This is a genomic window from Thermobifida cellulosilytica TB100, assembly GCF_001517975.1.
GTDB classification, from domain to species: domain Bacteria; phylum Actinomycetota; class Actinomycetes; order Streptosporangiales; family Streptosporangiaceae; genus Thermobifida; species Thermobifida cellulosilytica.
The window spans coordinates 526,021-548,103 of record NZ_KQ950182.1 but is presented as its reverse complement, the minus strand read 5'-3'; the positions used below and the strand labels follow the sequence as shown (position 1 = coordinate 548,103).

General features: G+C 72.7%; 21 protein-coding genes. 7 read left to right on the top strand and 14 right to left on the bottom strand.

The window, feature by feature from the left end; translation table 11 throughout:
- Positions 1–110: 110 nt before the first annotated feature.
- The 6 genes from AC529_RS12615 to groES all read right to left on the bottom strand — a co-directional run bounded on the left by AC529_RS12615 (position 111) and on the right by groES (position 6,925).
- Positions 111–971, bottom strand: coding sequence for a lytic transglycosylase domain-containing protein (locus AC529_RS12615; RefSeq protein ID WP_394326443.1), 861 nt, complete (start codon positions 969–971; stop codon positions 111–113).
- A gap of 203 nt (positions 972–1,174) precedes the next feature.
- Positions 1,175–2,287, bottom strand: a complete 1,113-nt coding sequence (locus AC529_RS12610) for a GuaB3 family IMP dehydrogenase-related protein (protein WP_068756825.1) — start codon at positions 2,285–2,287, stop codon at positions 1,175–1,177.
- A 168-nt stretch (positions 2,288–2,455) separates the two neighbouring features.
- Positions 2,456–3,958: an IMP dehydrogenase gene (guaB, locus tag AC529_RS12605; protein ID WP_068756823.1), complete on the bottom strand. Its 1,503-nt coding sequence runs from the start codon at positions 3,956–3,958 to the stop codon at positions 2,456–2,458.
- A gap of 113 nt (positions 3,959–4,071) precedes the next feature.
- A complete protein-coding gene (locus AC529_RS12600) occupies positions 4,072–4,698 on the bottom strand; it encodes a sigma-70 family RNA polymerase sigma factor (protein WP_157080197.1) in 627 nt (208 codons plus the stop codon).
- Positions 4,699–4,859: 161 nt separating this feature from the next.
- Positions 4,860–6,473 carry a chaperonin GroEL gene (groL, locus tag AC529_RS12595; RefSeq protein WP_068756821.1) on the bottom strand — a complete coding sequence of 538 codons (1,614 nt, stop codon included), beginning with the start codon at positions 6,471–6,473 and terminating at the stop codon, positions 4,860–4,862.
- 140 nt (positions 6,474–6,613) lie between these two features.
- A complete protein-coding gene (groES, locus tag AC529_RS12590) occupies positions 6,614–6,925 on the bottom strand; it encodes a co-chaperone GroES (protein WP_068756819.1) in 312 nt (103 codons plus the stop codon).
- 193 nt (positions 6,926–7,118) lie between these two features.
- On the opposite strand from groES, the gene AC529_RS12585 reads away from it, so the two are divergent.
- Together AC529_RS12585 and AC529_RS12580 are read left to right on the top strand one after the other, a co-directional pair.
- Entirely contained in the window at positions 7,119–8,438 is a 1,320-nt protein-coding gene (locus AC529_RS12585; protein ID WP_083948172.1) for a class I SAM-dependent methyltransferase, read from the top strand.
- 276 nt (positions 8,439–8,714) lie between these two features.
- Positions 8,715–10,652: a coiled-coil domain-containing protein gene (locus AC529_RS12580; protein WP_068756817.1), complete on the top strand. Its 1,938-nt coding sequence runs from the start codon at positions 8,715–8,717 to the stop codon at positions 10,650–10,652.
- A 202-nt stretch (positions 10,653–10,854) separates the two neighbouring features.
- Here the strand turns inward: AC529_RS12580 and tsaD are convergent, their stop codons facing one another.
- From tsaD to AC529_RS12540, 8 genes are all read right to left on the bottom strand, one after another.
- Positions 10,855–11,898, bottom strand: a complete 1,044-nt coding sequence (gene tsaD, locus AC529_RS12575) for a tRNA (adenosine(37)-N6)-threonylcarbamoyltransferase complex transferase subunit TsaD (RefSeq protein ID WP_068756816.1) — start codon at positions 11,896–11,898, stop codon at positions 10,855–10,857.
- A complete protein-coding gene (gene rimI / locus AC529_RS12570; RefSeq protein WP_068756814.1) occupies positions 11,895–12,353 on the bottom strand; it encodes a ribosomal protein S18-alanine N-acetyltransferase in 459 nt (152 codons plus the stop codon). Before rimI ends, tsaD begins: the two co-directional genes overlap by 4 nt.
- The gene (gene tsaB, locus AC529_RS12565) at positions 12,350–13,045 is read right to left on the bottom strand and encodes a tRNA (adenosine(37)-N6)-threonylcarbamoyltransferase complex dimerization subunit type 1 TsaB (RefSeq protein WP_068756812.1); all 696 of its coding nucleotides are present in this window, start codon (positions 13,043–13,045) and stop codon (positions 12,350–12,352) included. The genes rimI and tsaB overlap by 4 nt, the downstream gene beginning before the upstream one ends.
- Positions 13,046–13,056: 11 nt before the next feature.
- Positions 13,057–13,554, bottom strand: a complete 498-nt coding sequence (gene tsaE, locus AC529_RS12560) for a tRNA (adenosine(37)-N6)-threonylcarbamoyltransferase complex ATPase subunit type 1 TsaE (protein ID WP_068756810.1) — start codon at positions 13,552–13,554, stop codon at positions 13,057–13,059.
- A 94-nt stretch (positions 13,555–13,648) separates the two neighbouring features.
- On the bottom strand, positions 13,649–14,773 hold the full coding sequence (gene alr, locus AC529_RS12555) for an alanine racemase (protein ID WP_068756808.1): 1,125 nt from the start codon (positions 14,771–14,773) through the stop codon (positions 13,649–13,651).
- Positions 14,774–14,867: 94 nt separating this feature from the next.
- On the bottom strand, positions 14,868–17,048 hold the full coding sequence (locus AC529_RS12550; RefSeq protein WP_068756806.1) for a hypothetical protein: 2,181 nt from the start codon (positions 17,046–17,048) through the stop codon (positions 14,868–14,870).
- 743 nt (positions 17,049–17,791) lie between these two features.
- Positions 17,792–18,493 carry an HAD family hydrolase gene (locus tag AC529_RS12545; RefSeq protein ID WP_068756804.1) on the bottom strand — a complete coding sequence of 234 codons (702 nt, stop codon included), beginning with the start codon at positions 18,491–18,493 and terminating at the stop codon, positions 17,792–17,794.
- Positions 18,493–19,332, bottom strand: coding sequence for a GntR family transcriptional regulator (locus AC529_RS12540; RefSeq protein ID WP_068756803.1), 840 nt, complete (start codon positions 19,330–19,332; stop codon positions 18,493–18,495). The genes AC529_RS12545 and AC529_RS12540 overlap by 1 nt, the downstream gene beginning before the upstream one ends.
- A gap of 390 nt (positions 19,333–19,722) precedes the next feature.
- Here AC529_RS12540 and AC529_RS20955 point away from each other — a divergent pair, with 390 nt between their 5' ends.
- The 5 genes from AC529_RS20955 (at position 19,723) to AC529_RS12515 (ending at position 21,626) form a co-directional block, all read left to right on the top strand.
- The gene (locus tag AC529_RS20955) at positions 19,723–20,226 is read left to right on the top strand and encodes a hypothetical protein (RefSeq protein ID WP_232306716.1); all 504 of its coding nucleotides are present in this window, start codon (positions 19,723–19,725) and stop codon (positions 20,224–20,226) included.
- Positions 20,226–20,513 carry a hypothetical protein gene (locus AC529_RS12530; RefSeq protein ID WP_198156400.1) on the top strand — a complete coding sequence of 96 codons (288 nt, stop codon included), beginning with the start codon at positions 20,226–20,228 and terminating at the stop codon, positions 20,511–20,513. The genes AC529_RS20955 and AC529_RS12530 overlap by 1 nt, the downstream gene beginning before the upstream one ends.
- Positions 20,510–20,929 carry an ATP-binding protein gene (locus AC529_RS12525; protein ID WP_068756799.1) on the top strand — a complete coding sequence of 140 codons (420 nt, stop codon included), beginning with the start codon at positions 20,510–20,512 and terminating at the stop codon, positions 20,927–20,929. The genes AC529_RS12530 and AC529_RS12525 overlap by 4 nt, the downstream gene beginning before the upstream one ends.
- Positions 20,930–21,096: 167 nt before the next feature.
- A complete protein-coding gene (locus AC529_RS12520; protein ID WP_157080196.1) occupies positions 21,097–21,336 on the top strand; it encodes a hypothetical protein in 240 nt (79 codons plus the stop codon).
- Positions 21,333–21,626, top strand: coding sequence for a hypothetical protein (locus AC529_RS12515; protein ID WP_068756795.1), 294 nt, complete (start codon positions 21,333–21,335; stop codon positions 21,624–21,626). The genes AC529_RS12520 and AC529_RS12515 overlap by 4 nt, the downstream gene beginning before the upstream one ends.
- The last annotated feature ends 457 nt before the right edge of the window (positions 21,627–22,083 follow it).

Here is a 22,083-nt window from a genome sequence, read left to right as displayed (position 1 = left end):
AGCCGCGCGGTGCGCGGCGCGTGGAGCGGGTGGCTGTCCGTTGTGAGGTCCGTCCTGGAGTCAGGCTATAACGGACAGTTCATCACGGTCTGTACCCCGCGCGGAGGAGGTCAGTTGGCGGCCTCGGCGTAGTCGGACGCGATGGCGAGGACCTTCTCGGCGTACTTCTCGGACCGGTTGTAGGCGAGGACGGCCTCCCACCAGCCCTGCGCGGTGGTCATCACCCGGCCGTCGGCGCACAGGTAGCGGGCGGCGCTGAGCGCGGCGTCGTCGATGTCGTGGGGATCGGGTTCGCCGCCGTCGGCGGAGGTCCCCCAGATCGCCCAGGTGGTGGGGATGAACTGCATGGGGCCGACCGCCCGGTCCCACTCGGTGTCGCCGTCCAGGCGGCCCCCGTCGGTGTCGGGGATCGCCGCGGTCCCGGCGGTCCCGTCGAGGGGGATGCCGATCACCGGGACGGTGGTGGTCCCGTCGGCGGCGAGCTCGCCGCCCGCGTAGGTGCCGTGCTCGGACTCCACCTCGCCGATCGCGGCCAGGGTGGGCCAGGAGACCTGGCAGTCCGGCTGCTCCACCATCAGCCGGAGCTGCGCGGCCGCGTACGCCTGGAGGGCGCGGCGGGGGATGCCGGTGGCCGACGCGACCCGGTCCAGCCACGCGGGGTCGGCCTGCGGCACCGTCTGGGGGGTCTGCGACGGCAGCGGCCGGGCCTCGGGGAGCGCCGTGGCCTCCTCGGCCGGGTCCGCCCCGGACTCGACGACGGTCGCCACGCTCCCGCCCAGGTCGCCGGGGCCGGGGGGCAGGGTCGGCTGCCCGTCGGGCCCGGTGGTGGACGCCACCACGCCGAGGATGCCGCCGGTGGCCCCCACCACCACGGTCAACGCGACTCCGGCCACGGCCAGGGAACGCCGTCCGGACGCGGGAGTCGCGTCGGGGACCGGTTCTGTCTGGGTGTTGGAGAGCGTCTCGGCCACCAGAACCCCACTTCTCTGCCGACCCAGGGAGTTCAGGGCCGAAATTACCCGTCCCCGCTCCTCGGAACAGCGGCTTGCCGGAAGAATTCAGACTGTTCGCGTCATCGGCTCCGTACGGGATTTTTCCCGACACGGCGACGCCCCCGAACCGCGGGACGGGGGCGTCGTGAAGAGTTGTCGGTGAGAGGGGGGTGCGGGCGCGCTCAGTGCGGCGCCACCACGACCTCGACCCGCTGGAACTCCTTCAGGTCGGTGTATCCGGCGGTCGCCATGGTGCGGCGCAGCGCACCCATGAGGTTCATGGAGCCGTCGCTGGTAGAGGCCGGGCCGCGCAGGATCTCCTCCAGGGTGCCGATCGTGCCGACGGCCACCCGCTCGCCCCGCGGCAGCTCCTGGTGGTGCGCCTCGCTGCCCCAGTGGTAGCCGCCGCCGGGGGCCTCGGTGGCGCGGGCCAGCGGGGAGCCGATCATGACCGCGTCGGCGCCGCACGCCAGCGCCTTGGCGATGTCGCCGCTGCGGGTCATGCCGCCGTCGGCGATGACGTGCACGTACCGGCCGCCGGACTCGTCGAGGTAGTCGCGCCGGGCCGCCGCGACGTCGCCGATCGCGCTGGCCATGGGCACCGCGACGCCCAGCACGCTGCGGGTGGTGTGCCCGGAGCCGCCGCCGAAGCCGACGAGGACGCCCGCCGCCCCGGTGCGCATCAGGTGCAGGGCCGCGGTGTAGGTGGCGCAGCCTCCCACCACCACCGGGACGTCGAGGTCGTAGATGAACTGCTTGAGGTTGAGCGGCTCGGCGCGGCCGGAGACGTGCTCGGCGGAGACCGTGGTGCCCCGGATGACGAAGATGTCCACGCCCGCGTCGATCACGGCCTTGTGGTACTGGGCGGTGCGCTGCGGGGAGAGGCGGGCCGCGGTGATCACCCCGGCCTGGCGGATCTCCTCGATGCGGCGGCCGATCAGCTCCTCCTTGATCGGCTCGGCGTAGATCTCCTGGAGCCGGCGGGTGGCCGTGGCGTCGTCGAGCTCCCGGATCTCGGCGAGCAGCGGCTCGGGGTCCTCGTAGCGGGTCCACAGACCCTCCAGGTCGAGCACCGCCAGGCCGCCCAGTTCGCCGATGGCGACGGCGGTCTTCGGCGAGACCACGCTGTCCATGGGGCTCACCATCAGCGGTGTGTCGAACCGGTAGGCGTCGATCTGCCACGAGATGGAGACCTCTTCGGGGTCCCGGGTGCGCCGTGCGGGCACGATCCCGATCTCGTCGAGCTCGTACGCCCGCCGTCCGGCCTTGCCCAGCCCGATCTCAACCTGAGCCAACGCTGTGCTCTCCTCTGTAAGTCTGCGGAGCCGCCCCGCCCGGCGGCGGGGTCTTCGGTCGGGGCTGCCGAGTGCCGCGGCGGCGACCGGCGATGACCACCGGCGCGAGTCTACCGCCGGGCGGCCCGCCGCCCCGCGCGCGCCCGGAGGCGCGCGGCGTGGGACGGGTCAGCTTCGCGCCTGGTAGTTGGGGGCCTCGACCATCATCTGGATGTCGTGCGGGTGGCTCTCCTTGAGACCGGCGGTGGTGATCTGCATGAGCTGGCCGCGCTCGCGCAGCTCGTCCAGGGTGCGCACGCCCGCGTACCACATGGACTGGCGCAGTCCGCCGACGAGCTGGTGCGCCACCGTGGCCAGCGGCCCCCGGTAGGGGACTCGGCCCTCGATGCCCTCGGGGATGAGCTTGTCCTCGGCGGCCACGTCGGCCTGGGAGTAGCGGTCCTTGGAGTAGGAGCGGCCGCGCATCGCGCCGAGCGACCCCATGCCCCGGTAGGTCTTGTACTGCTTGCCGTTGATGAAGACGAGCTCGCCGGGGCTCTCCTCGACGCCGGCCAGCAGGCTGCCGATCATCACGGTGCTGGCGCCCGCGACGACGGCCTTGGCGATGTCGCCGGAGTACTGCAATCCGCCGTCGGCGATGACCGGCACTCCCGCCGGTCCGGCGGCCTTGGCCGCCTCCAGGATCGCGGTGATCTGCGGCGCGCCCACGCCCGCGACCACCCGGGTGGTGCAGATGGAGCCGGGTCCCACGCCCACCTTGACCGCGTCGGCTCCGGCGTCGATGAGGGCCTGGGCCGCCGCGCGGGTGGCGATGTTGCCGCCGACGACGTCGACCCGGGTGTTGGCCTTGAGCTTGGCGACCATGTCCAGCACGCCGGCGGAGTGCCCGTGGGCGGTGTCCACCACGAGGAAGTCCACCCCGGCCTCGACCAGGGCGCGGGCGCGCCGCTCGGCCTCGGGTCCCACGCCGACCGCGGCGCCCACGACGAGGCGGCCCTCGGAGTCCTTGGTGGCGTTGGGGAACTGCTCGCTCTTGGTGAAGTCCTTGACGGTGATCAGGCCGCGCAGCCGTCCCTGCTCGTCGACGAGGGGAAGCTTCTCGATCTTGTTGTCGCGCAGCAGTGCGAACGCCTCTTCGCGGGAGACCCCCACCGGTGCGGTCACCAGCGGCATGGGGGTCATGACCTCGCGGACCGGGCGGGAGCGGTCCTCCTCGAAGCGCATGTCCCGGTTGGTGACGATGCCGACGAGGCGGCCGTCGGAGTCGACGACGGGCGCGCCGGAGATCCGGTAGTGGGCGCTGAGCCGTTCGACGTCGGCGAGGGTGTCGTCGGGGCGGCAGGTCACCGGGTGGGTGATCATCCCGGCCTCGGAGCGCTTGACCAGGTCGACCTGGGCGGCCTGCTCCTCGATGGAGAGGTTGCGGTGCAGCACGCCGACACCGCCCTGGCGGGCGATCGCCACGGCCATCCGCGACTCGGTCACGGTGTCCATCGCCGCGGAGACCAGCGGGATGCGCAGGGTGATGTTGCGGGTGAGTCTGGTGGTGGTGTTCGCCTCGCCTGGCTGGAGATCGGAGTAGGCGGGAACCAGCAGGACATCGTCGTAGGTGAGCCCGGGAGCGAGCACCTTCTCGAACTCCTCCTGGCCCCCTGGTGAGTTGAGCGACATGGCACCTTCCAACCGAGCGACAGCTTCCCCGTTCATCCTAGGGCGCACCGGCCACTCGTCGTGGCCGGTGGAGGGCGTCGGACCGCTCACAGCCCGCGGAACGGGGAGGCCGGTCAGAGCAGGCGGTTGGCCGTGGCGGCGCGTCGCAGCCGGGCCAGGGCGCGGTGCTGGGCGACCCGGACCGCGCCGGGCGACATGCCCAGGACGTGCCCGGTCTCGTCCGCCGACAGCCCGGCGATCACCCGCATGGACAGCAGGCGCCGCTGCTGTTCGGGCAGTTCGCTGAGCAGTTCGCGGGCCTGCTCGACCTCGGCGGTGCGCACCGCCGACTCCTCGGGACCGGGCGAGTCGTCGGGCCGGTCGGGCACCGAGTCGGTGGGCACGTCCGCGCGGGTGCAGCCGCGCAGGGCGTCGGCGACCTTGTGCGCCGCGATCCCGAAGACGAAGGAGGCGAACGGACGCCCCATGTCCCGGTAGCGCGGCAGCGCGGACAGCAGGGCGATGCAGACCTCCTGGGCCACGTCGTCGGAGTCGTGGGCGTAACCGGAGACGCGGGACAGCCGGGCACGGCAGTAGCGCACCACCATGGGGTGTACCTCGCGGATCAGCGAGTCCACCGCGCCGTCGTCCCCCTGGGCCGCCAGCGAGGTGAGGTGGTTGAGCTCTGCGTCGTCCGCCCGCGAGCGGGTGGCGTGTCCCCGAGACAGCGGCGTGCCCCCCGCGACGCGTAGATCCCTCACATATCGAATGATGCCCACTGGCGGAGACTCACTCGTCACGATTCGGGGCAACAGAATGGTTACATTCGGAACTATTCTCGCGAAACACCACGTGTGTCCCGGGCGCACACCCGGGACACACGTGGTAAGGGACTGCCCCAGCCGTAGCGGGGACTACGGAATCAGTGGCCGTGTCCGTGGCCGCCCGCGGCCGCCTCTTCCTCCTCGGGCTTGTCCACGACCAGCGCCTCGGTGGTCAGCAGCATCCCGGCGATGGACGCCGCGTTCTGCACCGCGGAGCGGGTGACCTTGACCGGGTCGATGATGCCCTGGGAGGCCAGGTCGCCGTACTCGCCGGTCGCCGCGTTGTAGCCCTGGCCGGGCTCCAGCTCGGCGATCTTGGAGACGACCACGGAGCCCTCGGCCCCGGCGTTGATCGCGATCCAGCGCGCGGGCTCGGACAGCGCGCGGCGCACGATCGCCACACCGGTGGCCTCGTCACCGCTGAGGCCCAGGTCGCCCTCCAGGGACTTGGCGGCGTGCACCAGGGTGGCGCCGCCGCCGGCGACGATGCCCTCCTCCACGGCCGCGCGGGTCGCGGAGATGGCGTCCTCCAGGCGGTGCTTCTTCTCCTTGAGCTCGACCTCGGTGGCCGCGCCCACCCGCAGCACGCAGACGCCGCCGGCGAGCTTGGCCAGCCGCTCCTGGAGCTTCTCGCGGTCCCAGTCGGAGTCGCTGGCCTCGATCTCCTTGCGGATCTGGTTGATGCGGTCGTTGACCTCGGACTGGTCGCCGGCGCCGTCCACGATGGTGGTGTCGTCCTTCGTGACGGTGATGCGGCGGGCCTTGCCGAGCACGTCCAGCTCGGCGTTCTCCAGGGTGAGGCCGACCTCCTCGGCGACGACCTGGCCGCCGGTGAGGATCGCGATGTCCTGGAGCATGGCCTTGCGGCGCTCGCCGAAGCCGGGCGCCTTGACCGCGGCGACGGACAGCGTGCCGCGGATCTTGTTGAGCACGAGGGCGCCCAGCGCGTCGCCCTCGACGTCCTCGGCGATGATGAGCAGCGGCTTCTTGGTCTGGACGACCTTCTCCAGCAGCGGCAGCAGCTCGTTGAGGTTGCTGATCTTGCCCTGGTGGATCAGGACGAGGGCGTCCTCCAGCACCGCCTCCTGGCGGTCGCCGTCGGTGACGAAGTAGGGCGAGATGTAGCCCTTGTCGAATTGCAGGCCCTCGGTGAACTCCAGGTCCATGCCGAAGGTCTGGGACTCCTCGACGGTGATGACGCCGTCCTTGCCGACCTTGTCGAACGCCTCGGCGATCAGCTCGCCGATCCGCTGGTCCTGGGCGGAGTTGGTGGCCACGTAGGCGATGTCGGCGCGCTCGCCGACCTCGCGGGCCTGGGAGAGCAGGGCCTCGGAGACGGCGCGCGCGGCCGCGTCGATCCCCCGCTTCAGCGCGATGGGCGAGGCCCCCGCGGCGACGCTGCGCAGGCCCTCGCGGACCAGCGCCTGGGCGAGCACGGTGGCGGTGGTGGTGCCGTCGCCCGCGGCGTCGTTGGTCTTGGTGGCGACCTCCTTGACGAGCTGGGCGCCCAGGTTCTCGTACGGGTCCTCCAGCTCGATCTCGCGCGCCACGGTGACGCCGTCGTTGGTGATGGTCGGGGCGCCGAACTTCTTGTCGATGACGACGTTGCGGCCCTTGGGGCCGAGCGTCACCTTGACCGCGTCGGCGAGGCGGTTCACGCCGCTTTCGAGGGAGCGCCGTGCGGCCTCCTCGAACTCCAGAATCTTGGGCATTGGGACTTCCTCGGGGTTTGTCGGAGATCGACTCTGCGGACGGCCGTGCCGGACGGCACGGCTCGGCGGCACGGAAAGCGCGCGGGCGGGTGGCCCCGCCCGCGCGCTGTCAAACCTTGCTCGGAAGGATGTTCCGTGGCCTACTTCTCGACGACCGCGAGCAGGTCGCGAGCGGAGAGCACCAGGTACTCCTCACCGTCGTACTTGACCTCGGTGCCGCCGAACTTGCTGTAGAGGACGATGTCGCCCTCCTTGACGTCCAGCGGGATGCGCTTGTTGCCCTCGTCGTCCCAACGGCCCGGGCCCACGGCGAGGACCTTGCCCTCCTGCGGCTTCTCCTTGGCGGTGTCCGGGATCACCAGGCCGGACGCGGTGGTCTGCTCGGCCTCCAGAGGCTGGACGACGACGCGGTCCTCAAGCGGCTTGAGCACGATCTTGGTGGCGGTCGACACGGTGTGACCTCCCCCTTCAGAATTTCTGAACGATGAATGGCATGCAGACAAAAGGGACGACCACGGCGGCCTGCCGTCGCGGGTGCCAGACCAACCTCGTCGTGGTTAGCACTCTACCCTTGAGAGTGCCAATACGAAACAGTAGTAGGGCGTATCAGGGTCGTCAAACAACAGGTCACAGGGGAACACGAGGGTGACGAACAGGCAGATTGCGGGCTTCCGGGCGCTGCTCAGCCCGGTGGGACGACGCCTCCTCGACGAGGTCTCCCCGGGCGAGTCGGCGGCCGACCCGCTACGGGCCGCGGACCGGCTGCGCCGCCACCCCGCACTGGCCGAAACCCCCCGCGACGCCGCCGCCGACCTGGTCACCGCGGTCCTGACCCAGGCGCGGCTGCGCGCCCGCGCCCGGGAGAAGTTCGGCCCCCTCGCCGACCGCCTCTTCTTCACCCCCGACGGCCTGGAGCAGGCCACCCGAGCGCCGCTGGCGGCCTACCGGGCGCGCCGCGTCGCCGAACGGGTCGGCCGCGACAGCGCCCCCGTGGCCGACCTGTGCTGCGGGATCGGCGCCGACCTGCTCGCCCTCGCCGGGGAAGGGCTGTCGGTGGAGGGCGTGGACCTGGACCCGTTCACCGTCGCCGTCGCCGAGGCCAACATCGCGGCGGCCGGGCTGGCCGACCGGGCCCGGGTGCGCGTCGGCGACGCCACCGAGGTCCGCGCCGGGCAGTACGCGGCCGTGTTCTGCGACCCGGCTCGGCGCGGACGGCACGGGCGCGTCTTCGACCCGCGCGCCTACTCCCCCGCCTGGGACACGGTCGTGCACCTGGCCCGCACCGCCCCGGCCGGCTGCGTCAAGGCCGCACCCGGCCTGCCCCACGAGTCGCTGCCCGCGGGGGCGGCGGTCGAGTGGATCTCGGTGGACTGGGAGGTCAAGGAGACCGCGCTGTGGTTCGGGGCGCTCGCCGAGGGCGTCCCGGCGCGGCGGGCCACGCTGCTGCGGACCCGCCCCGGCTCCGCAGAGCCGGAGGTCACCACGCTGGCCGGACGCGGCCTGGGCGCGCCCCCGGTGTCGCGGCCGCTGCGCTACCTGTACGAACCCGACGGCGCGGTCGTCCGCTCGCACCTGGTCGCCGAGGCCGCGCAGGCCGTGGACGGCGCACTGCTCGACCCGGACATCGCCTACCTCACCTCCGACTCCCTGGTGCGCACCCCGCTGTGCCGGGTCTACGAGGTGCACGAGGTCATGCCCTTCTCCCTGAAGCGGCTGCGGGCCGCCCTGCGGGAACGGGGCGTGGGAACGGTGACGATCAAGAAGCGCGGCTCCGCGGTCGACGTGGAACGCCTCCGCCGCGACCTGCGGCTGAACGGCCCGGAGTCGGCGGTGGTGGTGCTGACCCGCTTCGGCTCCCGGCCCTACTGCCTGCTGTGCGCCGAGGTCGGCCCCGACACCGGCGGCCAGGAGCGCACCGCCTCGGGCCCTTCTTCCCGCGCCGGCGCGCCGAACCTCCGTACATAACGGTACGTACGGTTCTTCGGCTGTCTCATGGGACAACGGCCCCCGTGTCGTTAGACTGGCCGCGCTGAATGTTTCCCCCTTCAACCCGCTCTGGTACGGCGGTCGGTTCCGGACCACCCACACGGCCTCTCCGCCACGGCAACGTCGCCTACCCACCGTGGACAAGAGGTTGCGCTGCGTGCCGTGGTGGTCCCGCGTCACCGCCGGACCTCGCGGGAACTCCCCCGTCCCGGGGCACCGAAGGACGGGGACGTGCCATACATAAGGAGCACCTCGGTGGAACAGACCAACCACAACTTCCTCAACGGGGGAGGTCAGGCCGGGATCTCTGATCGCATGCGGGAGCTGCTCTCCCGGGCTGCCCAGGAGCATCTCTCGGAGCAGAAATCGCAGGGCGCGATCACCGAGGAGATGCGCCAGCGGCTGGAGGGCATGGAGTGGCTGCTGCGCGAGTTCCGGGAGCGGGAGCTGGCCGCGCTGTCCGAGACCGTCGCCGCGGTCCAGGCCCGTGTCGACGAGCTGTCCACGCGCCCCCCGGAGTGGGCCGAGACGCTCGCCGAGCACATCGAGCAGGTGGGGGTGCGGGTCAGGCCGCTCGCGGAGATGGCCCCGCTGCGTTCGGACGTCACCGGACTGGTGAGCGGCCTGGACAGCTCCCTGGACCGCCTGGCGGAGCTGGCCGACACCGCCGCGCGCACCGCGGACCGGACCGCCGCGCTCTCCGAGCGGCTGGAGAGCCTGGCCAGCGCCCTGGACCTGCGTCTGTCCCGCATCGACGAGGCCATCGAGTCGCTGAGCACCCGGGCCGCGACCCTGGAGAACGCGGTGGAGTCGGTGGGCGAGCGGCTGGAGCAGCGGCTCGGCGCTGCCGCGGAGGCGCAGCGCGAGGCGCTGGAGGAGACCCGCACACAGCTCGAACAGCGCATCACCGACACCGCTGCCTCCCTGAGCCAGGAGGCCTCCGAGCGCCACACCAGCCTCACCACCGCCCTCACCGAACAGCGCGACGCCCTGAACAGCGCCCTCTCGCAGAGCGTGGAGTTCCTGACCACGCAGGCCGACGAGAACCACGCCGAGGCCACCGCGGCGATCGCCGACGTCAACAGCGCGGTCGTGAAGCTGGGCAGCAGCAGCGCCGAGCAGCTCGGCGAGATGCGCGAGCAACTGCGCAAGAACCGCGCCGAGCTGTCCGAGCAGCTCAGCGCCCAGCACGCGGAGCTGCGGGAGCGCGACGACGAGCTGCACGAGGCGGTGCTGGCCCGGCTCGCCGAGGCCGCCGAGAACCTGCGCGCCGCGCTCGCCGAGGCCCGTTCCGAGGCCGCCGCTGCCGCTGCCGAGCTGACCTCCGCGCTCGCCGAGGCCCGCACCGAGGCCAAGACGGACTCCGCCGCCCTGGCCGAGCGGCTCACCGCGCTCGTCGAGGAGCTGCGCGCGGCCGTGGCCGAGGACGTCCGCACGCTCGGCACCACCGTGGAGGAGCGCGGCACCGCCCTGGCCGAGGCGTTCGCCGAACACCGCTCCGCCGTCGCCGAACAGCTCGACCAGCACGAGCGCGAGGTGGCCGAGCGGCTCGACGCCCACCAGGCCGCCGTCGACACCCGCCTGGAGACCCAGCACGAGTCGCTGACCAGCAAGTTCGAGCTCGGACTGGGCAACCTGAGCAGCCGTTTCGACACCTTCGAGGGCCGCTTCGACGGCAGCTTCGAGGGCATCGACGGCAAGATCGACGGGATCAACGGCCGACTGGACGGCCTGGACGGCCGGGTCACCGGCGTGGAGGGCAAGTTCGAGGGCGTCCACGGCCACTTCGAGGGGGTCGACGGCCGCCTGGAGGCGATCGACGACCGGCTGGAGGCGGTCAACCAGCGCCTGGCCCAACTGCCCGCCGTCCTGGAGGTCAGCGAGGTGCACCGGCGCCTGGCCGAACTGGTGGAGCGCCCGGTCATCGACCACGGCGACCGCCTCGACTCGCTCGACCGCAAGCTGGAGGAGGGCCTCGACCCGCTGCTGAACGAGCTGCGCGCACGGCCCGACCGGCACGAGTTCGAGGAGACCGTCAGCGAGGCCGTGGAGACGTCGCACGACGACATCACCAAGCGCCTGGCCGCCCTGGAGGAGACCATGCTCGCCCTGGCCGAGGCCCTGCTGCGGCCCGGCCGCGACGGCAGCCGGAAGCGGCGCTCCGGCGGCTACGACGACGAGGACGACGAGTAGTCCCGGACGGAAAAACCGGAGGGGCCGGTCCGCACGGACCGGCCCCTCGCCGTCTTCCCGGACGCCCGGACGCGGCAGCGGCGGCCCCCATCCCCGCCCGCCGCTCCGCGCGGTGCAACGACAGGACCGCGGGCGCCACGGCAGGAGGACCGCGTCACACGGCCCGGGGGCCCGCAGCGGAGGGGTTTCCCCGGCGTTCCCCTCAGCCCGCCAGCACGCTGCTCACCGGCAGCGAGGTGTCGGTGGCCAGGTCCAGCGGGGACGGCGGCAGCCCGGCCGCCACGACCTCCGCGCCCAGGGCCGCGATCATCGCGCCGTTGTCGGTGCACAGCCGGGGCCGGGGCACCCGCACCTCGATGCCCGCCGCCGCGCAGCGCTCCTCGGCCAGCGCGCGCAGCCGCGAGTTGGCGGCCACCCCGCCGCTGATCACCAGGTGCCGCACGCCGTACTCCCGGCAGGCGTCCACGGCCTTGCGGGTCAGCACGTCGGCCACCGCCTCCTGGAAGGCCGCGGCCACGTCCGGCACGCTGACCGTGCGGCCCGCCCGCTCGGCGTCCTCCACCCAGCGGGCCACCGCCGTCTTCAGCCCGGAGAAGGAGAAGTCGTAGGTGCCGTCGCCCCACTTGCCGCGCGGGAAGCGGATCGACCGGCCGTCGCCGCCGCGGGCCGCCCGGTCGATCTGCGGGCCGCCCGGGTAGGGCAGGTCGAGCAGGCGGGCCACCTTGTCGTACGCCTCGCCCGCGGCGTCGTCCACGGTCTCGCCGAGCAGGCGCACGTCGGTGGCCAGGTCGCGGACCAGCAGCAGCGACGTGTGCCCGCCGGACACCAGCAGCGCCACCACCGGCTTGGGCAGCGGGCCGTGCTCCAACTGGTCCACGGCGACGTGGCCGACCAGGTGGTTCACCCCGTACAGCGGCTTGTCCAGGGCCAGCGCGTACGCCTTGGCCGCGGACAGGCCCACCAGCAGCGCCCCCGCCAGCCCGGGGCCGGCGGTGACCGCGATCGCGTCCACGTCGGACAGCCGCACGCCCGCCCGTTCGGCGGCCCGGCGCACGGTGGGCGTCATCGCCTCCAGGTGCGCGCGGCTGGCGACCTCGGGCACCACCCCGCCGAAGCGGGCGTGCTGGTCGACGCTGGAGGCGACCTCGTCGGCGAGCAGTTCGCAGCCGCGCACGAAGGCGACCCCGGTCTCGTCGCAGGAACTCTCGATCCCCATGACCAGGGGCGGCTGCCCGGCAGTGCTCATCGCTCCTCCTCAAAGGGCTCCAGGCGGCGCATAACGACGGCGTCGGCGCCGACGTAGTAGCCGGGGCGCATCCCGATCTCCACGAAACCGAACCTCCGGTACAGCTCCTGGGCGCGCGGGTTGTCCGACCGCACCTCCAGGAACACGGCGCCGACGCCGCGGCGGCGCGCCTCGTCCAGCAGCGCGGCCAGCAGCGTGCCGCCGATGCCGCGCCCCCACCGGTCGGGGGCCACGGCCATGGTCTGCACGTCGCCCTCGGGCGGCACCGCGCGCAGCCCCGCATAGCCGACGATCGGGCCGTCGGGGTCCTGGGCGACCAGGTAGTAGCGGTCGGGCTGGGCGAGCTCGTCGCGCAGCATCCCCTCGGTCCAGGCGTCGGTGGGGAACAGCTCCCGCTCCAGCTTCATGACCTCGTCGACGTCGTCGACAGTCATCGGACGCAGCACCGGGGTCATCGGGCCTGCCCCAGCTCGGCCGCGGTGGGCTGGCGCACCTTCTTGGGTGCCCCGGGCACCTGGGCGTCGGGGCGGCGCAGGTACAGCGGGCGCGGCTCGGGCAGCTCGGTCCCGTCGAGCAGCGCGCGCACGGCCAGCTCCCCCAGCGCGGCGGCCGACGGGTACACCGGGGCGGCCGCATCGGGGTCCTGTCCGAAGACGTCGGCGTACAGCAGCGCGCCGTGGCCGATCACCGGCGCTCCCCCGGTGTCGACGTCGGCGGGCCGGTCCACGCGGATGTCGCCGATCCGGGTGGCGGAGTCGGCGTAACGCGCCCAGAACACCTCCCGGCGGCGGGCGTCGGTGGCGGCGACGAACGGGGTGGTGCGGCCCGACGCCCACGCCAGGGCGTCCAGGGTGGCCACGCCCACGCACGGCACGCCCAGCGCCTCGGCCAGGGCGTGCGCGGTGGCCAGTCCCACGCGCAGCCCCGTGTAGGGGCCGGGGCCGATGCCCACGGCGATGTGGGTGACGTCGCCGAGCACGGCGTCGGCGTCGGCCACGACGGAGCGGATCTGGGGGGCGAGCAGTTCGCCGTGGCGCCGGGCGTCCACGGAGGACCGGGCGGCGCGCACCCGCACACCGTCGGGGTCGGGCTCGCACAGGGCCGTGGTGACGGCGGGGGTGGCGGTGTCAAAAGCCAGAAGCAGCACGGTCGACCAGCCTATTCGAGTTCGTCCGCGGCGAGTGCGGCCAGCGTGCCGCGCCAGCGCTCCCCCACCCGGCGGACCCGCACCGTCCGCACGTCGTCGGCGTGCCGGTCGATGCTGATCTCCAGGCGGTCGTCGTTGAGCCACTCCGCCATGCCGGTGCCCCACTCGACGACGGTGACCGACTCCGCCAGGCCCGCCTCCAGGTCGAGGTCGTCGAGCTCCTCGGGGCCGCCGAGCCGGTAGGCGTCGACGTGGACCAGGTCGGGTCCGCCGACGAGGCTGGGGTGGGTGCGGGCGATGGCGAAGGTGGGCGAGGTGACGGGGCCGCGCACGCCCATCCCCTGGGCGAGCCCCTGGGTGAAGGTGGTCTTGCCCGCGCCGAGCGGCCCGGACAGCAGGATGAGGTCACCGGCGCGCACCTCGGCGGCGATCGCGCTGCCCAGCGCGCGCATCGCGGTGTCGGTGGCGACGGTGACGGTGGTCGTGTCGGTCAATGCGGTGTCGGTCATGTGCGTTCGGCTCGCGGCGTCGGAGGGAGGCGTCGGGTACTCGCCCTACAGCACCAGGGTAGGCACTGCGGGGAGTGGGCCGGACGGTCCGCGTTCAGCGCACGGCGCCGGTGTAGGTGCGCGGCACGCGCTGCCCGATGCGGGTGACGATCTCGTAGGAGATGGTGTCCAGGGCGTCGGCCCAGTCCTGGGCGGTGGGCTCGCCGTGGTCGCCGGGGCCGAACAGGATGGCGCGGTCGCCGGGGGAGACCGTGTCCTCGCCGATGTCCACGACGAACTGGTCCATGCACACGGTGCCCGCGATGGTGCGGCGGCGGCCCGCCACGAACACGGGACCGCGGTTGGTGGCGGCGCGCGGCACGCCGTCGCCGTAGCCGAGGGGCACCAGCGCCAGGTTGGTCGCGCGTTCGGTGACGTAGCGGTAGCCGTAGGAGACGCCGCTTCCGGCGAGGGCGCGCTTGCAGCCGACCAGGATGGCGCTGAGCGTCATGGCCGGGCGCAGCCCCGGCACGGCCAGCCCGGGGATGGGGGAGAGCCCGTAGGCGGCGATGCCCGGCCGCACCAGGTCGAACCGGGCGTCGGGGCGGGTGAGCACGGCCGCGGAGTTGGCGATGTGCCGGACCTCCGGGCGCAGCCCGGCCTTGTCGACGACGTCCAGCGCCCGGTGGAACGCCTCCAACTGCGCGCTGGTGGCGGGGTGTCCGGGGTCGTCGGCGCAGGCGAAGTGCGAGAACACACCGGTGACCGTGACCAGCCCCTCGGCCTCGGCGCGGGCCAGGGCGGCGACCGCGTCCGGCCACTCGACGGGGCCGATGCCGCCGCGGTTGAGCCCGGTGTCGGCCTTGAGCTGCACGCGGGCGGGACGGCGGGCCTGGCGGGCCGCGTCGAGGACCTCGTCGACGAGCCACACCGAGCCCACGCCGATGTCGATACCGGCGTCGATCGCCTCGGTGAGGGGTTCGCCGGGAGGCACCAGCCAGGCCAGCACGGGGGCGTCGATCCCGGCGGCGCGCAGGTGCAGCGCCTCGGAGATGAAGGCGGTGCCCAGCCAGGTCGCGCCCCCGGCGAGCGCGGCCCGCGCGGCGGGGAGCATGCCGTGTCCGTAGCCGTCCGCTTTGACCACGCCCATGACCAGCGCCCCCGCCGCCCGCTCGGCGAGCAGGGAGACGTTGCCGCTGATGGCGTCCAGATCGACCCTGGCTTCGGCAAAAGAAGGCATGTCTGCAAGTCTGTCACGAAAAGGGGCGTTCACGCTCGTGACCTGCGGCCCTGGCGCGCGGCCCGAGAGGCCGTCGCGGTCGGGGAGAGAGCGGTCACCGGGAGCGGGCAAGAAGCCGGTCCGTGCTCTTCGGCAGCAGCAGGCCGAGCAGGCCCACCACCGCGTAGGGGAGCTGGCCGGGCGCGCCCGCCCCCAGGACCGTGCCGACGGCGGCGCTGGGAGTGCGCAGGAAGCGGCGCAGACTGGGCAGGTCGCGCGGCACGCTCCACCCGCTCGCCAGCAGCGACGCCAGGGCCAGCGTCCCGGCCGCCGCCCAGGCGGCCTGGACGGTGGGCAGCGCGGTGAACCAGTCGGTCAGGAAGGTGACGGTGACGAACGCGTAGGCCGCTCCGGGCTCGCCGACCGCCGCGGGAAGCGGGACGGTCGCCGCGGCCACCGCCCCGGCGACCGCCAGGACCGCGGAGGCCGCCAGAGCGGGAGCGGCCAGGCCGAGCCGTTCGGCCAGGCCGTCCACCTCCGCGGCGAGCTCCCCGCGGTCGGGGTCCTGCCGCCGGGTCCGCCCCGCGGCGCGGGCCACGCCCATGGCGTGCTCCCGGCGGCGGCGCAGGAGCCGCCAGGTCGAGTAGAGCGTCGCCGGTCCCCGTCTCGCCGCCGCGAGCTGCACCGCGAACTCGTGCAGGACCGCCGACGCCGCCTGGGTGAGGGTCACCGGGAACCGCGCCCAGGCCAGGGCGATGCCGCGGAACAGCGGGGCGATGTCCCCGGGCAGGTGGGAGCGGCGCCACACGGCGCGGCCGTGGGCCCGGGCGGTGAGCCCGCGCAGCGGGGCCTCCCCCGGCAGGGGCGGCGTGCTCTGCGCGGCGAACCGGAGCATCCGGTGGTCCAGCAGCACCGCGCAGACCAGCAGGAGCAGCAGCAGCCAGCGGGTCGCCGCGCCGTTGCCGTACAGGGCGAAGACCACGGTGGTGAGCGCGGTGGGAGTCAGCTCCGCCAGCGCCGCGTTGTGGTTGAGGTGCTCCAGCGCGGTGGCGCCCAGCGCGAGCGGCGGCAGCAGCCACAGCTTGGCCCCGTACAGGCCCCGCCCCACCACGGCCAGGCCGACCGCGGCGCCGACCAGCCCGGTGGTGACGGCGTGGCCGGAGAAGCGGATACCGGCCACGGGGTGCTCCAGCCAGCCCGGCAGCAGGGTGAACAGCCCGCCCTGCGGCAGCGGGTAGGCGACCGCGTCGCTGAACACCAGCAGCGAGGCGGCCGACTCCACGAGCTGGAAGCCCGCCCCGCAGGCCGCCGCGGCCAGCAGGTAGTCCACGGCCGCGAAGCGCCGCATCCGCCGCCGGGCCACCAGCCAGAACAGCAGGAGCGGGGTGAACTTGGCGGCCTCCTCGACGGGCACCGCGAGGTAGACGTAGGCGAGCGGGTCGCCCGGGTCGAGCCGCACCGCCGACGCCACGGCCAGCTCCACCAGGGCGACCGGCCAGGTGGTGAGCGCGCCGAGCAGGGCCAGGCGCAGCAGCGCGGCGAAGCTGAGCGTTCGCGACCGGGCCAGCCAGGCGAGCTGGGCGAGCAGCCACACCGTGAGCACCGCGACGGCCACGGTCCCGGGGATGCCGGGGACGAACGGCGCCGCGACCACGAGCACGACCACCATGGCCCACCCCCACGCGCCCCGCAGCGCGCGCGGCCCGGCGGCGGCACGCGGCGGCCCGTCGCGGTCGGCGCGGTTGCGGCCGGTGATGCGGTCGGCCAGGCTGCGGCGGGACGGCGCGGCCGGGTCGTCGGGGACCGGGCAGCCGTAGAGGTCGGCGGCCTCCAGCAGATCGGGGTCCTGCCGGTCGTGCGCGGCGGCGGCGAAGTCGGCGCGGGCCCGGCCGATGTCGGGGCCGACGAGGGCGGCCACGTAGTCGGCGGGTCCGGCGGCCACGGTGAGCTCCTCGGCGGTGATCAGGACCGCGGCGGAGAAGTCCTCCAGGCACACCAGGAAGTCGGTGGGCTCGTCACCCCAACTGCGGATGACCCCGATCAGGGAGGCGGTGGCCGCCCGCACCTGGGTGACCGGCTCGTAGGCGTACTCGGGCCGGGTGCGGCAGATCAGCACGTGCTCCACGCCCACCGCGGCGGCCGCGGCGGTGACCCGCTCGATCAGGGAGGTGTCACGCGGTGCGGTGAACGGCGCCACGACCTTGCGGTCGAGCCGGATCCACTCCGGGTCGAACTCGGTGGCGGTGGCGCAGATCCGCAGTACCAGATCGCGCGTGAGCATGGCCTGCTGGTCCATGGCCTCGTTTTCCCGTGTCCGGTGTGCCGACACAACACGTCACGCCGGAGCGATCCGGCGAAGTGCTTACGTTATCGCGACGAATCAACACTTTTTCAAGACATCCGAGAACACCACTTCACCGGAAAACACGGGAATGCCCGCCTTGCGGGCGCCGCGGCTCCGGCCCGGCTGAGGCCGCTGGTAGGACCAGTTCCGTCGGCAGGCGCAGGCAGACCGGACGGTCCAGCGCCCACCACGGCCGGGCCGTCGGACCACCCGCGCCAGGGTTTCCCACGTGTTCAGGGACAGTCCTGGCTCTCCCTCGCCCCGGCCCTCCCGTCCGCGTACTCCCCACAGACGCTTTCCAGGCTGCGGACGCCTTCGCGCGGCGGTGACGGTTTCTGTCTCCTTCGGCCGGGGCCGGCAGTGAACTGCCTCCGCCAGCCCGACCGGGTCACAGGGCTGCGGCACCGCGTCACCGTCATGGCCCCAGGGGCAGAACAAGCGTCGGTTCTGTCCCTGGGGCCATGATCGTCAAGGATGCTCCCCGCGCACCCGGGGATGTTGCGAGCAGCGGACTTCTCATCCGACGGTCGCAGCATCCGCTTCTGCGCCCGGGATCGGCGTTGGGCTTCCCTGTGGGCGGGCTGGTCTGAGAGGGCTCTGGTGTGCCAGCGCTGCCCTGCTCCGTCATGGCTGCGTCGGTCCTGTCGCTGACATCAACACGGGGGTGAACACGAGGGCCAGAGCCGTCCTTCGACTCAGGCCGCAGGAGTCAGAAGTGCGTGAGCGAGGTCGGTCATGCGGGTGATGACCGCTGCGCAGCCGAGTCTCTGGAAAGCGGCGTGCTTGCCGGGCTGGTTGGCGTAGCCCAGCGCGCGCACGCCCAGGGCGTGGGCGGCCTGGACGTCGGTGGTCGAGTCTCCGACCATCAGGCACTCCCGGTGGGGGGTGCGCAGTGCGGCGGCTGCCCGGTTCAGCAGGTGGGGGTGGGGCTTGAGCCGCTCGGGGGTGGTCTTGTCTCGTCCGAAGACCCCGGCGACCAGCCCTTGCAGGCCGCGGGCGGCCAGGAAGGTCCGGATGGCTTCGGGGGAGTTGTTGCTGACTACGGCGACCGGAAGCGCCCGGCGGGCGCAGGCGGCCAGGGCCTCCACAGCCCCGGGGGTGGGGGCGGCGCGGGCGGCGGCGCGGGTCTCGGCCCGGGTCAGGAACGCCTCGGCCGCAGGGTAGTGCTGGGGGGCGTGCCGGTGGAGCTGGCGGACGAGGGCCAGCGGATCGTCCAGGCCGTGCAGCTCCTCGGGCACGGGGATGGCGTGGGCGTCCAGGTGGTCGCGCAGGTCCGCGGCGACTCGGGGTGCGGGATAGGCGGAGAAGAGGTCGCAGACCGGCCCGTCGAAATCAAGCAGCACCGCACTGGTCTGCCGCAGCAGAGGCAGCAGAGCACAGTGGTCAGCGCCAGTCATCAGGAACGTCCTGTGGCGATCGTTCCCCAGACGCTGTCGAACCACAACCGCGCCTGTGTCACGTACTGGGAAGCGACGGATTCCGGATCCTCGTCGTGGCTGTGGTGGAAGAGGACGGAGTCACGGCCCATGAGGTCGTAGATGTCGATCCTCTCCTGGTTGATGGTGACGGCGTGCTGGGTGATCGGGTAGAAGCCGAAGAACACCTCCCTCTGGTTAATGATGTAGAGCTTGAAAGTGGGTGAGGTGGCATAGACACGGGTTTCCACGGTAGCGCTCTCCACCAATCCCAGCGTTTCCAGCTCTCCGACAACGTCCTCGATGGCCTGGGTGTAGCGCAGGATGATCCGCTGAAGTCGCGCGCGAATCTCGGGATCGTCCGCGCCAGTGTCACCCCGTGTGGGAACAGCCATCGGAACCGAGGTGTCCGGGACGAGGATGCGAATCCGAATGCTCCGGGGCGTGAACCGCCCGTGGCGAACTTGGTCCAGCGGCTCTTGCAGGGCTCCGTGAAGGGTCTCCGCGGACAGACCGGCGAAGTCGATGGTGACAGTCTCACTGGTGAAGGCGCGCCCAATGTGAGGGCGCAGACCGACTGGACGGGAGACACGCTCGCGTACGTACACTCCGCGTCCCTGTTGGGAGACGACCAGTCCTTCGTCACGGAGGACACGGATGGCCTGCTGCACGGTCATCCGCGCCACTCCGTAGGTCGCCGCCAACTCGGCTCCGGAGGGGAGCTTATCCCCTGGCTTGAGCTTGCGGGTGAGGATGGCGGCGCGTAGCGCGTTGGCGACCTGTTGAAAAGGCGGTCGGGGATCTTCAGGGTCGATGGCCATGAAGCCAGCTTAGAGAACCTGCCTAGCCAAGCTAGAAGAAGTGCGCCCGATTCCCGCAATATGACTAGCATGCCTAGGCAACCTAGCCTATAGTGAACCTGAAGCCGAAATCCGCTCACCGCACCACTCCTGCTCTCAAGGTTGCACGTGGTGCCAGCCGTAACAGACACAAGCGGCCCTGTCCGGTGCGCCAACACCGGACAGGGCCTTAGCCCCCGACCTGACTGGACCAGGTGGTGACTCATGCCCAAGGCTACTGCCCTACCCGTGCCCGATTCGCGGCACAACGCCCGCATCCGCCCTGTGCGGGCAGGCTCCCACCGCGGAGGCGGCACGACGCCCTCCTCCAGGACTCCTCAGAACGCGGCCGCCGGGCGAGGTGCCCGCGGTGTGGCGGGTCTCGTGCTGGGCCTGGCCGTGCCGCTGCTGCTGGCGGCCTTCCGCCCCGCGCCCGACTCCCCCGCACTCCGCAGGCGGCCCGTGGTGCACCGGCCGCGACACGCCGCACCGCCGAAGCGGCAGGCACGGACCCTGCCCCCGCGCATCCCGAACTACACCGAGTTCGCCGCCTGCGCCCGCCGCCACTCGGCCCTGTGGGAGGCCACCTACACCCACGGCTCCCCCTGCCCGTACGTGGCGCGCAACCGGGTCACCGGAAGCACGGTGGCCGCCGACGACGTGGACCTGCTCGACCACATCCTGGCCACCTACGAACACCCCCACCCCGTACGCGGCTACTACGGCCAGCACTTCCTCCCCCACGGCCACAGTTACGGGAGCAGCCGAAGCCGTGGCCGTCACGGCACCCAGCCGGGCGGCCGTCTGGAGGGCGGCCGTGCGGCGGGACAGCGCACCGACAGCGCGCAGGAGCGGTGGAACGGGGGCGGGTGGTGATGGCCGACTACACCCTCACTGCTGACCAGATTGCTCTGCTGGCCGACGGGCGCGCCTACGTGGAGGAGCATCCCCGCGGCCTGGCCGTGGTGCTGGGAGCAGACCAGCTCATCCTGCCCGTAGGCGACGTGTCCGCCACGGTCACCGCCCTGGCCAACCTCGACAGCCTGCTGGGCGCGGCCCTGTCGGCGGTGGCCCTGTACCGGCGCACCCGCCCCTGGCAGCCCACGCCACCCGACCAGGCCGGGCAGGCCACACAGGCCGCAGAGGCCGGGGAGGCGGGGTGAGCACGGTGTTCACCACCCTGCCCGGACAGCCGCACAGTGTGGGGGCGGCGCGGCGTTTCGTGGCGGCGTCCTTGCGGGCCTGTCCGGTGGGGGTGCCCGACGAGGTCACCGAGGCGGTGGAGCTGGTCGTCTCTGAGCTGGCCACCAACGCCCTACGCCACACCCGCACCGGGGCTTCCGGGGGCACCTTCAGCGTGCGCGTGGAGACCACCCCGTGCCGGGTGCGGGGCGAGGTGCACAGCGGAGCCCTCCTGCACCGGCACGACACCCCGCACGTGTTCCAGGCCGACCTTGGCGGGCTGGCCGAGGGCGGGCGCGGCCTGGCCCTGGTCGACCAGCTCACCACCCGCTGGGGCAGCCTGCCCCACGCCCACGGCGTCTACTTCCTCCTCCACTGGCCCACCCCAAGAACCTGACCGAACCCGCCCGGGCAGGCCGCACACGCCCGGACCGCATCCCGCACGACCCAGCCCCGCTGCGGTCGGCCCACGCCCGCAGCAGTCAGCCCCGCAAGCGTGGCCGGGGCCGTCTCCTTCCCCGGCCCCGGCCACCCCGATTCGACGTCGAAAAGGTTCTGTGTTCCATGCCTGATGACGACTTCGTGACCTTGTATGCCGGCCCTCTGGACGGGCTCACCGTCACCCGCACCCACCTGGACACCCTCGCCCAAGACCACGGAAACGACCGCTTCCTGCTCCTCACCCACTGCGGAGCCTCCGGCCTCTACCAGCAGCAGACCGAAGACCGCTGGATCTACGCCGCCCCCGGACTACTCGGCCACAACGACAACCCGAAGGGCGATGCCGGGGAGGAGGCCCCGTGAGCGGCCGGTCCGAACAGGCGCGCATCTACCGCATCAGCGAAAACCGGGTCTGGCGCGGAAAGACCGAACTGTCCCCCGCCCAGATCCACGCCCTGGCCCAGACCCTGGCCGCCATCACCCGCACCCGCGAAGAAGACGCCCTGCGCGAGGCCTACCCGGTCGGTGCCCGGGTGCGGTTCGGGGGCAACCTGCACACCGTGACCGGCTACACCGACTCCCCTGGCCTGCCGCCCATGCTCAAACTCTCCAGCAACACCATCGCCCACCCCACCCACGTCACCCACACCTGAACAGAGCCTTTCCGCGGTCAGGTACGCCGGGACCATCCCCGCGTGCGCGGGGAGCTCCCTTGGCGACCTGGGACTTTACCAGCGGCCCGGGCGGTTTTCCTTCACTCGGGAAAACCTGGGCAAGCACCCCAGCCGTCGGCAACGCCCCCGCAGTCCCACAGTCCGCTCGTGTCCTGCCCGCTGGACCGCGGAACCGGCTGGAAGCCCTCCTGTCGCCGGACGCCACGGACGACCACCGGCACGGCCTTGACGATCATGGCCCCAGGGACAGAACAGATGCTTGTTATGCCCCCAGGGCCATGGAAGACGGTGAAACGGTGCCGCAACCTCGCGGCCCGGCCCAGGCTGGTGGGGGCACTTCACTGTTCCCTCTGTTTCGGCCGCGAGGCGCGGCAGCCTTGAGCGCCGCTCCGGTACCTGAGGGACTGTCAGCTTCCCGTAGCGCTTCACCACCCGG

Coding starts and splice junctions, on each gene's coding strand:
- guaB (WP_068756823.1), bottom strand. CDS start 3,958: ATGTCGCTCAACTCACCAGGGGGCCAGGAGGAGTTCGAGAAGGTGCTC.
- groL (WP_068756821.1), bottom strand. CDS start 6,473: ATGCCCAAGATTCTGGAGTTCGAGGAGGCCGCACGGCGCTCCCTCGAA.
- tsaD (WP_068756816.1), bottom strand. CDS start 11,898: ATGAGCACTGCCGGGCAGCCGCCCCTGGTCATGGGGATCGAGAGTTCC.
- rimI (WP_068756814.1), bottom strand. CDS start 12,353: ATGACCCCGGTGCTGCGTCCGATGACTGTCGACGACGTCGACGAGGTC.
- tsaE (WP_068756810.1), bottom strand. CDS start 13,554: ATGACCGACACCGCATTGACCGACACGACCACCGTCACCGTCGCCACC.
- alr (WP_068756808.1), bottom strand. CDS start 14,773: ATGCCTTCTTTTGCCGAAGCCAGGGTCGATCTGGACGCCATCAGCGGC.
- AC529_RS12550 (WP_068756806.1), bottom strand. CDS start 17,048: ATGGACCAGCAGGCCATGCTCACGCGCGATCTGGTACTGCGGATCTGC.
- AC529_RS12545 (WP_068756804.1), bottom strand. CDS start 18,493: ATGACTGGCGCTGACCACTGTGCTCTGCTGCCTCTGCTGCGGCAGACC.
- AC529_RS12540 (WP_068756803.1), bottom strand. CDS start 19,332: ATGGCCATCGACCCTGAAGATCCCCGACCGCCTTTTCAACAGGTCGCC.
- AC529_RS12530 (WP_198156400.1), top strand. CDS start 20,226: ATGGCCGACTACACCCTCACTGCTGACCAGATTGCTCTGCTGGCCGAC.
- AC529_RS12520 (WP_157080196.1), top strand. CDS start 21,097: ATGCCTGATGACGACTTCGTGACCTTGTATGCCGGCCCTCTGGACGGG.